This is a genomic window from Streptosporangium sp. NPDC006930, assembly GCF_040635605.1.
Classification (GTDB): Bacteria; Actinomycetota; Actinomycetes; order Streptosporangiales; family Streptosporangiaceae; genus Streptosporangium.
Genome location: NZ_JBEYID010000012.1, coordinates 226,809 through 241,170, shown reverse-complemented (window position 1 = coordinate 241,170; position 14,362 = coordinate 226,809). Strand labels below are relative to the sequence as shown.

10 protein-coding genes and 1 pseudogene are annotated in these 14,362 nt (G+C 69.5%); 6 read left to right on the top strand and 5 right to left on the bottom strand.

Going from position 1 to position 14,362, the window contains the following annotated elements; genetic code table 11:
- Positions 1–22: 22 nt before the first annotated feature.
- Complete coding sequence (locus tag ABZ664_RS22355; RefSeq protein ID WP_362513023.1) at positions 23–412, top strand: hypothetical protein; 390 nt, start codon at positions 23–25, stop codon at positions 410–412.
- Between the two features lie 453 nt (positions 413–865).
- On the opposite strand, the pseudogene ABZ664_RS22350 reads toward ABZ664_RS22355, so the two are convergent.
- The 4 genes and pseudogenes from ABZ664_RS22350 to ABZ664_RS22335 form a co-directional block, all read right to left on the bottom strand.
- Positions 866–1,276, bottom strand: a pseudogene (locus tag ABZ664_RS22350) (ATP-binding protein); the annotation flags it as partial.
- A gap of 226 nt (positions 1,277–1,502) precedes the next feature.
- Entirely contained in the window at positions 1,503–1,943 is a 441-nt protein-coding gene (locus tag ABZ664_RS22345; RefSeq protein WP_362512962.1) for a hypothetical protein, read from the bottom strand.
- Positions 1,910–3,490: a hypothetical protein gene (locus tag ABZ664_RS22340; RefSeq protein WP_362512958.1), complete on the bottom strand. Its 1,581-nt coding sequence runs from the start codon at positions 3,488–3,490 to the stop codon at positions 1,910–1,912. The genes ABZ664_RS22345 and ABZ664_RS22340 overlap by 34 nt, the downstream gene beginning before the upstream one ends.
- Positions 3,491–4,131: 641 nt before the next feature.
- A complete protein-coding gene (locus tag ABZ664_RS22335; RefSeq protein WP_362512955.1) occupies positions 4,132–6,429 on the bottom strand; it encodes a hypothetical protein in 2,298 nt (765 codons plus the stop codon).
- A 646-nt stretch (positions 6,430–7,075) separates the two neighbouring features.
- Here ABZ664_RS22335 and ABZ664_RS22330 point away from each other — a divergent pair.
- From ABZ664_RS22330 to ABZ664_RS22310, 5 genes are all read left to right on the top strand, one after another.
- Positions 7,076–7,708, top strand: coding sequence for a hypothetical protein (locus ABZ664_RS22330; RefSeq protein WP_362512952.1), 633 nt, complete (start codon positions 7,076–7,078; stop codon positions 7,706–7,708).
- Positions 7,709–7,781: 73 nt separating this feature from the next.
- Complete coding sequence (locus ABZ664_RS22325; protein ID WP_362512949.1) at positions 7,782–8,339, top strand: SdpA family antimicrobial peptide system protein; 558 nt, start codon at positions 7,782–7,784, stop codon at positions 8,337–8,339.
- Entirely contained in the window at positions 8,333–9,487 is a 1,155-nt protein-coding gene (locus tag ABZ664_RS22320) for a sporulation-delaying protein SdpB family protein (protein ID WP_362512946.1), read from the top strand. The genes ABZ664_RS22325 and ABZ664_RS22320 overlap by 7 nt, the downstream gene beginning before the upstream one ends.
- Positions 9,484–9,945 carry a DUF393 domain-containing protein gene (locus ABZ664_RS22315; protein WP_362512943.1) on the top strand — a complete coding sequence of 154 codons (462 nt, stop codon included), beginning with the start codon at positions 9,484–9,486 and terminating at the stop codon, positions 9,943–9,945. Before ABZ664_RS22320 ends, ABZ664_RS22315 begins: the two co-directional genes overlap by 4 nt.
- Positions 9,946–10,135: 190 nt before the next feature.
- A complete protein-coding gene (locus ABZ664_RS22310) occupies positions 10,136–10,786 on the top strand; it encodes a hypothetical protein (RefSeq protein WP_362512940.1) in 651 nt (216 codons plus the stop codon).
- A 110-nt stretch (positions 10,787–10,896) separates the two neighbouring features.
- Here ABZ664_RS22310 and ABZ664_RS22305 read toward each other — a convergent pair whose 3' ends face one another.
- Entirely contained in the window at positions 10,897–14,268 is a 3,372-nt protein-coding gene (locus tag ABZ664_RS22305; protein WP_362512937.1) for a BTAD domain-containing putative transcriptional regulator, read from the bottom strand.
- Between the last annotated feature and the right edge of the window lie 94 nt (positions 14,269–14,362).

Here is a 14,362-nt window from a genome sequence, read left to right as displayed (position 1 = left end):
CAGCGCTGGCGCAGACCAGACGATGCGGATCTGGGATGCGGACACTGGCGGCCTGATCCGCAGCCTCACCGGCCACACCGGCGCGGTGAACTCGGTAACGTTCAGCCCTGACGGTAAGCGCCTGGCCAGCGCTGGCGCAGACCAGACGATGCGGATCTGGGATGCGGACACTGGCGGCCTGATCCGCAGCCTCACCGGCCACACCGGCGCGGTGAACTCGGTGGCGTTCGACCCTGACGGTAAGCGCCTGGTCACCGTCGGCGCAGACCAGACGATGCGGATCTGGGACGTCGCCTTGCCGCCTGATCTTCTTCGAGCGGTCTGCGACATCGCGGTTCGTTCGTTCACGCGTCAGGAATGGCAGCAGTACGTCCCCGATGAGCCATACCGGCCCAGCTGTCCCGCTTCCTGAAAGGGCGAAGGCCGTTTGGAGTTCCAGCCGGCCGGCTTCGGCGGCGGCATCGTTCTTGACGCGGTCGAGCAGGGCGATGTCCAGCCGCTCGGCACCGGTGCGGACGGCCCGCTGGCAGCCACGGTTGATGAGGGTCATTAGCGAGCCGATGTGGCCGGTGCTGCGGGCGAACAGGTAGTCAGAGAGGTCATCGGCGATCATTCCGGGGTAGTTGTCGGCGAGCACCACGCGCTGCTCGATCGCCAGCAGGGTGTCCCGCCAGCCTTGGCGACCTTCCTCGGTGTTGATGAGGAACGGGTCCATACCCAGACGGGTGGTCCGTCGTCCGGTCTGGGCGAGGACGGCGTCCTCGTAGCTGTCGCCCTCACTGAACAGGCCCTTGGACTCGAGCCCGACTCCGGCCATCAGCAGGGTGATGGGGAACTCGTTGGCGATGAATTTGAAGTGGTTACTGACCTCGATCCCGTTCTTGTTCCGCCATTTCAGGAAGTGGAGGTCGTCCACGATGAGGACCTTCGCCTCGCAGGAGACGATCGTATCGAGGGCGTAGTAGCCGAACTCGGCGGCGGTGCCCCGGCGGCGTCCTGGGTGTCCGTAGAACTCTAGGACGGCCCGGTTGAAGTCGCGCATGCTGGTGTTGCTGGTCAGCCCGACCCGGCAGACGGGCCACCGTTCGTGGCCCGCGTCGGTGAACCCGCCGTTCTCGGCGATCTCACGCTTGTGAAACTTCTTGGCGAAGGTGAGCATGGCGGTCGTCTTACCCAGGCCGGGGAAGGCGTCGATGGCGATGCCGCCCTTGACCTTGTCGCCGTCCTGGTCGTTGCTGTCGACGATGTCCCAGAGGTCCTCCAGCAGTTCGTCCATCTGAGGGGTGGCGATCGGTCCGATATTGGCATGCAGTTTCCGGCGCAGCTGGTTGTGTTCGGCGAGCGCGGCCTCGCTCAGCGCTTTCAGCTGCTGTCGCGTCAGATGGTCGGGCTGCCGACGGGCCGGAGCCTCGACCAGCCGTTTGAACCCCTCCTTCCGGGACAACGTCAAGTGATCGAGCTTCAACCGCAGATCGGCTTCCGCAGCCGAGGTGGAGCCCAGCTCAGTCATCGGCATCCTTCCGGGCAGTGGCGTAGAAGTCCTCGTCGAAGTCGGCCAGGCTGCTGTCGTCGGAACGGACGTCTTCGATCCCGTCCCAGGCCCGCTGCGCGTGCGGGACCAGGTCGAGCTCGATCTCGTCGTCGTCATCACCGCCGATAGCGGGTTGAGGCGCATCGGGTTCCGGTTCTTCGGCGCCGAGTGCCTTGCGGACCGACGCGAGTTCGGAGACGGCCGGCTCCTTAAGCTCCGGCAGGTTGATGGCGGCCTGCTTCCGGGCCAGCCGCAGTGCCATCCGCCGTTCTGTCCGGTCGAGATCCAGGCCCATGTTCCAGCGTTTGAGCAGGTCCGCAATCGCAAGCCTGTCGTCTGGATAGGTGTACTTCGCGGCGGCGAGCCGGCGAGAGAACTTCAAAGCCTCGAGGCTGAACGGGGTCTCCAGCATGGGGGCGTGTTCCCAGTCCAGCTGATGCCAGGTCCGGGTCTCCGGATGCCGGAAATAGATCTTGGTGATGTCGTCGAGATCGATGTGGACGGGCCAACGGCCCTTGGCGGCGCCCAGGTAGGGGCTGGTCTTGCCGCGAAAGTCGTTGATGCCGTTGCCGTTGTAGCGGCATCTGTTGATCTCCACGCCGTAGCGGTGGATCGGTACGTACTCGACTTTGAGGAACTCAAATCCCAAATCCCGGTCCCGAGGAACCTCGACATATCCCGAGCGGGCGCCCCCTGCTCGAACATCATCGCGGGCGACAACTCCAACCCAGGCAGCCGCGGATCGACCAGGCCACGGTGGGGCCGGTGGTGATAGATGACCGCCACCCATTCCCGGATGATCGCCTCGAGCTCGTCCAAAAAGAAGAACGCTTCTCCTGCCGGGTTGAGGCCGCGCGAGTAGACGTCCGGGCCCTTGTAACCGGGAAGCGCCTCCAGCAGGCTCTCTCGCATCGTCCGGAAGAACCGCTCGATCGGACCCTTGTCCCGGCCCGTCCGCAACCGGGCTGGCTGAATCGAGATGCCCATCCGCCGGCAGACACTGGTCACGTGCTCGGAGACATAGACCTTGCCATGATCGATCACGATGGTCTCCGGCACCAGCGCTGGGCCCGCCAACTGCGGCACCTCGTATCGGCTGTAGGCGTCCCGGTCCACCAGCACCCCGCGCGGAACGCCGTGGTCGGGCCAGAGCGCGTGGGCTGGCCAGCTCTTGTCCGCCGCGCGCGGCCGGAACGTCTGGAAGAGGCTCGCGCTGACGTCAACGGCCTTCGTCGAGACCGGCGTGACCCGCAAACCCGTGATGCAGCGGGTGTACCAGTCCATCGCCACCGTGATCTCGGCCTGCACCCACCTCAAGGTGATCGGGTCCAGTGCGAACACATCCGAACGCGTCGTGTCCAACAGCAGATACTCGCCCGGCCGGGTGGGTCGCAACCGGTCGTAAGCCGAATCCGGCTGGTCTGCGGCCTCCCGGCGTCGCTTCGCGCTGCCCCGGAATGTTGGAACCCGCCGGTCCAGCTCCTCAAGCAGACGGTAGGCCGTGGCCCGGCTCGGCATCTTCACCGTATCGGCCCCGAACCGAGTGGTCAGACGAGCCGCGGTGCGTTCGATGATGATCGCCTGCGTCGGACGCGACTGTTCGGTGTGCTCGGCCATGATCTCCAGGGCCATCTCCACCCAGCGTGGATCAGCACGCTCCAATTGCCCCTCGCGGCGGGGCTGCATGCCCGCTGCCAGAGCGGCCGGACCGAGATCCTTGTATTCCGAAACCCATCGCTCCAACGTCCTGCGCGTCACGCCCAGTTCGGCAGCTTTGGCGGCGTAGCGACTGGTGATCGGCAGGTCCGGGTCGAAGCCCTCGCGGGGCTCGCCGAGGCCAGCCGACTCGGCCGAGCCCAGCCGATACCCCGTTAGGACTTCCTCCAGGTGCGCGGTCTTCTCCTCGACCTTCGCGCTGAGCCGGGGTGAGCCTGGCCAGCACCGCCGCGACGGTCTCATAGGGGTCGCTCGCCGAGGGGCCGTCATCGTCCGGAATGATCCGCGCTCTCCCGGAGAACAGCAGCTCACGCTGGGATGCGCGCCGAACATTGCCGCGGGCGTCCTTCAAGACCAGTTCGTTGCCGGTTCTGTGCGGCACCAGTTCCACGACCTCGAACGTCTCCCCGTCCCAGATGAACCGCGTTCCGACTCCGAGGCGTGCCCCCGCACCACTCACTTGATCCTCCCCAAGACATGGTCGCCGCTCAATACCGAGTCCAAGTCAACGATGCAAGTCTGGTTCCAGAGCAGATGCAGAAGGTGGGCACGAACCAGCCGCTCTGGCCAGCCGGCGATTGCTTCCAACGCTTCGTTGAACGTCCCACCTGCGAGATCGGCGGAGGTCAATGCCCCGAGCAGGTCCCGGTCGAACAACCACTCCCGTCGACGGCAGACCGTACCGAAACCCTGGCCGGACCAACCGGACGAACCGTGGCAAGATCAACGATCACATTGTGGACCGTGCCAGACCAATCAGCCCCGCCGCAGGTAAATGATCAAAGAAGACGACGCATGGCGTGAGACGGAAATGACACCGAGACGACACTCAGCCTGAGAAAATGACACTCAGATTGAGACGCTACACGAAGACCACGGGGCGGTCAGTTCGTCCGGGTGTTGGGGAGGTGCTCGCCCAGGTAGCCGATCCAGATCTTGCCGGTGGTGCCGCCGGAGTCGTCGTGGAAGTACATCCGGGGCGCGGGATAGCCCACGGGCCGCAGCTTGACGTGGGACTCCATCAGGACCTGCCCGCCGGGGTTCACCTCGGGCGGGACGGCGAAGGTCCGGCGATCGCTGAACTTGGCGCGGGTGACCACGCTCTTCGACTCGCGCATGGACAGCATCCCGGTGGGGATGGTGAGGCGCCCGGGGGAGCCCTGGGCGCACCAATCGTAGAAGCCGCCCGCGAACTCCCCTCCGGACCGAGCCCTCGCGAAGTCCTCCAGGGCGCGCAGGGAGTCCCAGGCCTTCGCCGCCCAGGTCCGCGACTGGGCCGGATGATCCAGGTCCAGCCGGGCCGCCGGACCGTCGGTGTCGCCGACGACGATGTGGCGCAGGCTCTGGCGGGCCTCGATCAGGACCTCGATCAGGCTGGCGGGTTCGAAGACGGGGACCTCCGCGTTCACGCCGTACACGGGCTGGCCCGCCTCCGCGAGCCTCGCCTCCAGCCAGCGGACCCGCTCGGTGAGCTTCCTCGCGTTCGTGACGGCCTCGGCGTACTCCTCGGTGAGCAGCCGGTGCTCCTCGCGCAGGCTCCCGGTCTCCGTGGCCGGTCGCTCGCTCCCCTCCTCCGCGAGGGATCCATCGCCGCGACGTCCGTTGATGTGACGTCCGTTGATGTGCCCCCGGGATTCGACGACGTCGCCGTGCCCTCCCGTGCTGTCGCTCCGGAGGTGCGTGAGGTCGCCATGCCGTCCGGCGACGATGTCACGCTGTTCCGCGACGATGTCGCGCAGGCCGGAAAGGTGCGCGCCGAGCGCGCGGATCTCGCGCAGCACCCTGTCGGAGTCAGCGCCGGAGTCGGCGCCCGCGGCCTGTGACGACGTGGCGAGCCCCAGTGCCGTCTCCAGCTCCCCGCGCAACTCCTTGACCACCATGTCCGCCACCACCTGGGCGATCTCCTCCGTACCTGACACAGGGATTCCCGCTGAGGTGGCCGTTCCTGTCTCCTCGGGCTCCGTGGTGGCGGTGGGCTCCTCCGAGCGGGGACCGGGTTCGGAGCCCTCGGCGGTCCTGGCGACCGAGGCGGGGGTGGCGGGAGCGGGGAGCGCGACGGGCGCGGGACGCCGGGTCATCGCCATCATCCGCCGCCGCAGCTCCTCACGGGCGGCATCGGCCCTCGCGGGCCGGGGTGCGGCGGCCTCGGCGATCTCACTCAGTTCGGCGCGTCCGGCGAGCACGCGGTAGACGACGCTGAGCGTCCGCCGGATGTCGTCGGGAAGCTCGCGACGGGCGGTCGCATCGACCGCTCCGGTGGCGATCAGGTCGAGGGCGGCATCACCCTGTTCCCGGATCATGGCGGCGCCCATGGGCGGATGCCTGCGGGGGTAGGGCTCCCCGGCGGGGTCGAAGGGGGCGAGATAGGTGCGAATCCCACCGCCGAACACCCCCAGCTCCTTGCCCATCGCCTTGTTGAACCGGTTCTGGGTGTGCAGGTCGGCGAGCCGTACGACCAGGCCCGCACCGGTGACCGCGCCGGCCAGATAGTCGGCATGGGCCCGCGCGGCCTCCGGGTTCTGCGGATCCACGGAGAGGACGAGGATCGGCGCCCTCCGGAGAGGCTCGGTCATCACCGGGACGAACCGGTCCAGGTCGTCCTCATGGAGAACCAGCGGGCCGTCCTCCAGGTGGATGCCGCCGTCGCTGATCCGCGCGGTGCGCAGGTACGCGGGGAGGAACCCGGGCACGCTCGCCGTCGGCGGTTCTCGCCTTTCCGTTCGCCCCGGATCGCGCTTTCCGTTCTGGTACGCCCCTGGTTCATGTCGCCCTTTTTCGGGTTTTCCATTCTGCTGCGACACCGGTTCATGTCGGTCCGTTGCGTGCTTTCCGTTCTGGTACGGCGCCGGCCGGTGCTCTTCCTGGTCGCGTCCCTCGTGCCGGTCCACGGTGACGATCACCCACCCGGTCATGCCCGCCACCGACTCGGTGTAGGTCACCCGGGTCTTCAGGTGTCCTTTCCCGTACGGCTCGTCCAGCGTGTATCGGCCGCAGTCGCCGCGCCGTTCCATCGTGAGCCGTGCCCGGCCGGCCTCGGCCTCGACCATCGCCCGCGCGGCACCCGGGGGCGGAAACCCCTTCTGCTCGACCCACTCCGAGAAGGTGCGGCGCAGCCGGATCGAGATCGGGGCGACCGGGTCGCGCAGCACCGCCTGGTATAACCGCGTTACATTCGACGCCATAGTCACGACACCTCATATGTCATCAACCTGGGGGATGTACGGCTCACTTCCGATAAAAGGACGTCAGTCGTACGGGGTTGGATGTCAGCCGGGCTCCGCAGGTTCCAGCGGGGGCAAAGTGTGCCGTAAATGCTGTTTTAATGCGGAATTAGGCTGTATATGACGTAAATCGGGTTCAAGGGCTTCGCGCGCTGCCGCAATCAACCGACTTTGTCACACCTCAGTGTGACGACATACTGACGCGGTGTCGCGGCCTTTCCCGAGGTCGCAGCTGAGCGACCATCCGGAACGGCCGCCCGCGCGGGGCCTTTTCCCGGTCGAGAAGAATCCAAAACGGACCCCGCAGTTGGCGGCATGGAAACCCATCGGGGCGCGGACCGGAGCGGGCTGGTCTGATTTGTGCTGGCCTGACCAGGCTGAGCTGGGTTCCAAGTGATTCACTGGCGGGGGCGGCGCCGTTCCAAGCGCACGCCAAATCGCTCGTGACACTCTCCGTCGAAGCGGCGAAAAGTCCGTGGAGACAATGGCCGGAATCCAACCTCTCTTGCGCCGGAATGTCGCGGACCGTAGGAAAAGGCTCCGGTCGCCGGCCAACGAGCTCACATCGGGATTCCGTGTGCCGTCTCACGTTCGTGAAGGGAGTTCGATGCGGGTATCGAAGATGGTCTTGGCGGCCCTGGTCGCGGGGTTGGCGGCCGGTGCGGTGGTGGTGCCGGTGCACGCGGCCGGTGCCAGTGCCGGTGCGGTCGTGGCCGGTGCGGGGGCCGTGGTCTCGGCGTACGACGGTGAGAGTGTCTACCGGGGGCTGATCCTGGGGATCGGGCCGGTGGCTGAGAGGTTCCCCGAGATCGTGCGTCCGGCCGGTGGGGTGACGGCCAAGCAGGAGGAGTTCGCCTCCGCGGTGGTGGCGGCGATCTCGAAGAAGGACCCGGCCTTCCTCGAATCGTTCGGCAGGGAGATGACCAGCGGCGACCGGGTCAGGATCGACCGGGCCTTCACCAGGGCGCAGAACCTCACCAAGGACGTGCTGGCGGAACGGTTCGGCTTCAAGGCCGACGCCACGGCCACCGACCAGGTGAACGGCCTGGCGGTCTTCGTGTACATGGTCTACCTCGGCAACGTCTACGAGATCGTCAACGTGTACAAGATGGCCAACGCCGTCCGCGAGTCCAATGTCTACGAGATCAGGCACTGGACCGAGGCCCTGGTGAGCGACGACCTGGCCAGGCTCGACCGCGAGCGTTTCGTGGACCTCGTCGCCGAGCGGCTCGCCGCCTGATCTCCGGCCCCCGCGCCCGGTTCCGCGCCGCATCCGGCGCGGAACCGGGCCTTGAGAATCCACGGAGATTCCGTTGACCGAAACCGCCATGGCCAGGCGCCTCGGGTGGGCGCTCGTCGGCATCGTCGCCTTCTGGGGATCAGTGATCTTCTACGTGGTGCACACCCAGCTGCCGAGCAACGCCCTCTCACTTCCCGGGCAGGAGCAGCTGAGGCTGACCATCACCACCCTCACCCCGCAGGGGTGGGCGTTCTTCACCAAATCGCCGCGCGAACCGCAGATCGGCGTGTGGCAGACCGCGGGCACCGGTGGCTGGCAGGACGCGCGACTCGGCCCGCACTCGGAACCGCGCAACGTGCTGGGCTTCAACCGGCGCTCTCGGGCCCAAGGGCTGGAACTCGGCATCATGCAGACCTCGGTTCCCGCCGACGGATGGGTGGCGTGTGACGGCGGCGACGTCGCCTCATGCCTCGACCGCGCCCCCAGCGCCGTGACGATACGCAACATCGCGCCCAACCCCATCCACTGCGGTTCGGTGGGCCTGATCCAGCGCGAGCCGCTGCCGTGGGCGTGGGCCGGGAGCGAAACGGCCATGCCCGCCAGGGTCGCCCGATTGGAGGTCACATGCTGACCAGAGCCGGTCTCGCCGTCGCGCGCCTCGCGCGGGTCTCGCCATGGACGAACGTCTACGGCCTGGCCCGCACCCTGATGGCGCTCGGCACGCTGGGAACCCTCCTGTTCAGTCACAGCACCTCCCTCTTCCGCCCCGCGCAGGGAATGTCGGGCTTCCCCAACTGCTCGGGCATCGCCCAGGTCAGCGTCTTCTGCGTGGTCCCGAGCGACCAGCTGGAGATCGCCCGTTTCCTCTCGATCGGCCTGCTGCTTCTCGTGGTCATCGGCTGGCGTCCGAGGTTCACCGCCCTGGGCCACTGGTGGGTCACGGTCAGCCTGATGGCGTCGGCCACCATCCCCGACGGGGGCGACCAGATCAGCGCGGTCGTCACCCTGCTGCTGCTTCCCGTCGCGCTGCTGGACGGGCGCAGGTGGCACTGGGGCCCGCCCGTCGACGTGAGCGGACGCCCGGCCCTGTCGTTCTTCGCCTGGACGACCTTCTTCGTGATCCGCCTGCAGGTCGCGGGACTCTACTTCCAGGCGTCGGTGGCCAAGCTGAGCCACGCGGAGTGGGCCGACGGCACGGGGCTGTGGTACTGGCTCACCGACCCGTTCTTCGGCATGCCGAGCTGGATCAAGCCGTTGCTCACCCCGATCCTGATCAACCCGATCGGCGTCACCCTGATGACGTGGGGGCCACTCGTCATCGAGTTCGCGATCGCGCTCGGAATGATCGCTCGCCGACCGGTCCGGCCGTACCTGCTCGCCGCGGGTGTCGCCTTCCACATCTCGATCGGGGTGCTCATGGGCCTCGGAAGCTTCATGTTCGCGATGCTCGCCTGCCTGGTGCTCCATCTGCGCCCGGTCGACGTGCCGTTCCGGCTGCCCGGCCGCCTGCGGGTCCTCGCCCGGCTCGACCGCGCCCGGTCGACGTGGCCGGTCCTCGCGCGCCGTACGGGCGCGACCGCGGGTGCCGCCTCCGCCGTTCCGGATGAGGTGACGGCCGTTCCCTCACCGCAGGAGGCAGGGGTCGCACCACAGGAGGCGGTGGTCGGCGCCGCGTCCCCGGAGGCGATCACCGCTCCCGATCTCCGGGACGAGGCCGGGCGGGCGTCTCCCGGCCCCGCTCCGGCCCATGCGGGCCCGGCTCCCGAGGGGCGGCCGTGATCCCGGTGGGAACGCCCGCCCGCTTCCTGGTCTACGACGGCGACTGCGGATTCTGCGCGAACGCGCTGCGCACCCTGCGCCGTGTGCTCCCTGACTGGCCGGACACCTTCGCCTGGCAGGCCCTCGACCTCGCACATCACGGGCTCTCGCGGGAACAGGTGGCCGGGGCCGCCTGGTGGATCGAGCAGGGGAAGGCTCCGGCCGGTGGCGCGCGGGCCTTCGCCGCCCTGCTCGTCTGGCAGCGCTCGCGCGGGTGGCGCGTGCTCGGGAGGCTCATGTCGGTCCCCCCGGTGTCCTGGGCGGCACACCTGGTCTACGCGGTGGTGGCCAGGACGCGGCACCGCCTGCCCGGTGGCACCCCTCTGTGCTCGGTACGCGGCGAGAGCCCGGAGTGGCGGGCCGGCCTGTCGGCGAGATCGGCGTCAGAGCGCCCCTCGCGCCGCGAAGAACGGTCGTGACCGGGCCGGGCGTTGCCGACCCGAGTTCGAAGGGGCCCTGTTCCGGCCGGTCGTACCGGCCGGAACACGAGTGGGTTCCAGGCTGAGCCCAGCGGGCCCCGGTCGCGGCGCGAGGTGCGTTCGCCGCCGGGGACCGCTCCGGTCTCACGACCGGGTTTCATCCATCGTTCACGTTTGTGGAAGGAGTTCGATGCGGGTGTCGAAGGTGGTTCTGGCGGCCCTGGTCGCGGGGTTGGCGGCCGGTGCGGTGGTGGTGCCGGTGCACGCGGCCGGTGCCAGTGCCGGTGTGGTCGTGGCCGGTGCGGGGGCCGTGGTCTCGGCGTACGACGGTGAGAGTGTCTATCGGGGGCTGATCCTGGGGATCGGGCCGGTGGCCGAGAGGTTCCCCGAGATCGTGCGTCCGGCCGGTGGGGTGACGGCCAAGCAGGAGGAGTTCGCCTCCGCGGTGGTGGCGGCGATCTCGAAGAAGGATCCGGCGTTCCTCGCCTCGTTCGGCAGGGAGATGACCAGCGGCGACCGGGTCAGGATCGACCGGGCGCTCACGGCGGCGCGGAACCTCACCCGCGACGTGCTGGCCGAACGGTTCGGCTTCAAGGCCGACTCCACGGCCGCCGATCGGGCGAACGGCCTGGCGACCTATCAGATCGCCCCGATGGCGGGCTATGTCTACGAGATCGTCGCCGTCTACCAGGTCGTCAACGTGTACAAGGTTCTCAACATGGTCCGGGAGTTCGGCGACACCGCCGGGCAGGAGGGGAACGCGCTCGTGCTGGACCCGGACATGGCCCGGCTGCAGCACGAGCGTTTCGTGGATCTCGTCGCCGAACGGCTCACCGCCTGAGCGGCGTGCCCTTCGTCCTATCGTCCTCTCGTCCCCTTGTCGCCGCGTGACTCGCCCTGCGGGTCTGCCTGAGCGGCTTATGGCCTGAGCGGCTCACTGTCTCGGGCGGCTCATCGACCGAACGACGGCCCCACCCGCCGGGCAGCGCCCAGCGGGCCCGGGGCCGTTCCCGCCTCGCCGTTCCCTCGGGACAGCGCCGCCGCCGCCCGGTCCCGCCAGGCGGTGAGCCCGTTCCTGTCGGCCTGCCCGGCCAGGCTCAGGAGATGCCCGGCGGCGCTCTCGTGCTCGCCCAGCGCCGAGGCGAGCAGGGCGAGGAACCAGTCCACCGGGCCCGCCAGGGCGATGGCCGAGCCCACCGCGATGCTCCCGCCGTGCGGCAGTAGCGCCGCGTAGCTCTCCCGGCAGGCCGGCAGGTCGCCGACCGCGGCTCGGGCCTCGCTTTGCAGGCAGGTCATGGTGAGCCAGGACCAGTCGCCCGGCGGCTTGGGCCAGCCGTTCTCGACCGTTCGCGCGGCCTCCTCGACGCGGCCCTGGGCGCACAGCCGCAGGATCCCGGCGTCGTGGTCCATGGTGGTGTGGATGCCGGTGATCGAGTCGATCAGCGACTCGGCGTCGGCCATGGAACCGCGCCGGTGATGCAGCAGGATGCGTCCGGTGGCCACCACCGCGCCCGCGTACCACATGCCGAGCCGTCCGGCCTGCCGCTCCGCCTCGTGATACAGCGCCTCGGCATCGTCGAAACACTCGGCCAGGACCAGCCGGTTGGCGCGCCACATGGTGTGCTGGAACCGCGGCCAGGGCAGCGGCAGCCGTTCCAGCATCGCGTCGCAGCGGAGGGCGGCCTCGTCCGCGCCGGCCACGTCGAACAGCTGCAGCCTGTGATGGGTCAGCAGGATCCACCCGAGCAGCTCGTACTCCGGCATCCGGGTCCGCACGGCCAGTTCGACCAGCTCGGTGGCGATCTCGATCAGCTCGTGTGGGTGGGCCGCCTGGGGCAGCGATAGCTGGCGGGCGTTGAGCATCCGCATGAGCAGGTGCGGATCCCCCAGCCTGCGCGCCATCGCGACGGCCTCGGCGGAGAAGGAGTCGCAGCGCGGGTCGTCGCTTCCGTCGTAGAGCTCCTGCGCGAGCCCGCCGAGCAGCCGCGCCCGCTCGGGACCGTCCTCCTCCGGCAGCGACCGCAGGGCCACCTCGAAGCGGTGCACCAGCCGAAGCTCCACCTCCTCGTACGGGTTGCGCAGGGTCCAGGCCGACGGGGCGTCCAGCGAGGTCAGCACGCGGGCGATCAGCGTGGGGCCGCCCCGATCGACGGCGCGGTCGGCGACGCGGATGGCCCGTGCCCGCGCCTCGCGGGCACCGAGCGGGTCCCCGGCCTGCAGCAGTGCCTGGATCTGCCGCAACAGGAGTTCGACGTGGTCGAGCGGGTCGCCGGCGGAGGAGCCGTGGGCCTCCACCGCCCGGCCCCACCACAGGGCCGCCTCCTCGTACGCGAGCCGGAGGGACGCCTGCTCCGCCACGGCGCGGGCCCACCTCGTCGCCTCACCGTACGCGGCGGGACCGGCCTCGATCGCGTGATGGGCGATGACGGCCACGTCCACGGCGGGGCGGGCGGCGAGGGCCTTCATCACCTCCCGGTGGATCCTCGCCCTGCGCAGCGGGGGGATGTCCTCCAGGAGGGTCTCTCTGACCAGGTCGTGCGCGAAGGCCATGCGACGGTCGCGGGCCAGCAGCAGCCCGGCGTGCGCGGCCCTGTCCAGCGGGTCGTACACCTCACCCCGGCATGCCTGGGCGACGACGTCGGGATCGAAGTCCCGGCCGAGCACCGCCGCCCTCCTGAGCACCGTGCCGACCTGCGGGCCGAGCGCGGCCACCCGTCGCCGGATCAGGTCGGCGACCGCGCCGGGTACCGCGTCCAGGGTGCCGCCCTGGGCGAGCATCCGCACGGTCTCCCTGACGAAGAAGGGGTTGCCGCCGGTGCGTTCGGTCAGCGCGCGGGCGGCGCCCCCGTCGATCTCGACACCGATCTCCGCGGCGATGGCCCGTACGGTGTCGGAGCCGACACCGGTCAGGCGCAGGCGGAGGGGGTTGTGGCGGGCGAGCCGACCCAGCACGCCGTCGAGGGGGAGCAGGTCCGCACCCTCGCGGAACGCGGTGACCACCATGACGGCGGCACCTCTCGCCGCGTGGCTCCCCGTGTCGTCCCCCGAGCCGCTCCCCATGTCGTTCTCCGCGTCGCCGATGAGCGTGACCAGGTCGCCGAGCAGGCCGAGCGAGGCCGCGTCGGCCCACTGCAGATCGTCCAGGACGATCACCGTGGGCCGGGTCCGCGCGGTCTCCCTCACCCAGTCGGCGACGGCCTGGTGGCGGCGGAGCCGGGCGGCCTCCGCCGAGCCCGTGGGCGTCTCGTCGTCCATCAGCCCGGCGAGGGCATCGAGGTCCGGCGGGGGGCAGACGCGGGCGAGTGCCCGCAGGATCTGTAACCACGGCCAGAGCGGCGGGGCACCCTCGGTCTCGGGACAACGGCCCCACAGCACCAGACGGCCGGACTCGGCGTACCGGTCCCTGAAGGCTTCGAGCAGCCACGTCTTGCCGATGCCGGGCTCACCGCTCACCGTGGCGATCGCGAGACCGCCGTCCCGCGCCGGCAGGCCCTCCAGGGCGGCGAGCTGCCGGTCCCTGCCGTGCGGGACCCGGCGGGCAGGAGAGATCGGAACGGGAACCTCGGGGGTGGAGGGGAGCAGGAGCCGGTCGGACTGCCGCAGGATGTCCGCCTCCAGCGCCCGCAGCCCGGGACCGGGATCCAGGCCGAGCCGTTCGGCGAACAGGTCCCTGACCCGGCGCAGCACGGCCAGCGCGTCGGCCTGCCGCCCGGTGCGGTACAGGGCCAGGGCCAGCAGATGCCAGAGCCGCTCGCGCAACGGGTTCGCGTCCGCCTCGGCCTCCAGGCCGGTGATGACGGCCTGCGGACGGCCGAGATCCAGCCGGGCCTGGGCGTGCCGCTCGACCGCGACCAGGCGCAGCTCGCACAGGCGGTTGACCTCACCGGCCGCCCACAGCTCACCGTGGAACTCGCCGTACGGCAGGCCGCGCCAGAGCCGCAGCGCCTCCTCCACGCGGGTGAGCGTCTCGGCGGCGGGACGTGACTCCGTCCCGGACACCAGCTCGGTGAACCGGACCGCGTCGACGTCGGTCGCGGCGAGCAGGTAACCGGGCGGCCGCCCGACGAGCAGTCGAGGCGGGGTGCGCGGCGGGCGTTCCGGCTCGATGATCCGGCGCAGGTTGGACACGTACGCCTGGAGGGTGGCCACCACGCTCGGCGGCGGGGCGTCACCGTACAGATCGTCGATCAGGGTATCGGTGGAGACGAGCGCGCCACCCGCGACGAGCAGCCGCGCCAGCACCGCCCGCTGACGTGGACCGCCCAGTCCCAGGCGAGCCTCGTCATGATGAACCTCCAGCGGGCCGAGAACCCGAAAATCCATGCCTACCGCCTTCTTACGGTTGGCACAGCAGGTGCGGACCACTGTGACAGGAACGCGAACTGGGGTACATCGAACATCGTTTACCCCCAGTCGG

Coding starts and splice junctions, on each gene's coding strand:
- ABZ664_RS22355 (WP_362513023.1), top strand. CDS start 23: ATGCGGATCTGGGATGCGGACACTGGCGGCCTGATCCGCAGCCTCACC.
- ABZ664_RS22345 (WP_362512962.1), bottom strand. CDS start 1,943: ATGCTGGAGACCCCGTTCAGCCTCGAGGCTTTGAAGTTCTCTCGCCGG.
- ABZ664_RS22340 (WP_362512958.1), bottom strand. CDS start 3,490: ATGAGACCGTCGCGGCGGTGCTGGCCAGGCTCACCCCGGCTCAGCGCG.
- ABZ664_RS22335 (WP_362512955.1), bottom strand. CDS start 6,429: ATGGCGTCGAATGTAACGCGGTTATACCAGGCGGTGCTGCGCGACCCG.
- ABZ664_RS22330 (WP_362512952.1), top strand. CDS start 7,076: ATGCGGGTATCGAAGATGGTCTTGGCGGCCCTGGTCGCGGGGTTGGCG.
- ABZ664_RS22320 (WP_362512946.1), top strand. CDS start 8,333: ATGCTGACCAGAGCCGGTCTCGCCGTCGCGCGCCTCGCGCGGGTCTCG.
- ABZ664_RS22310 (WP_362512940.1), top strand. CDS start 10,136: ATGCGGGTGTCGAAGGTGGTTCTGGCGGCCCTGGTCGCGGGGTTGGCG.
- ABZ664_RS22305 (WP_362512937.1), bottom strand. CDS start 14,268: ATGGATTTTCGGGTTCTCGGCCCGCTGGAGGTTCATCATGACGAGGCT.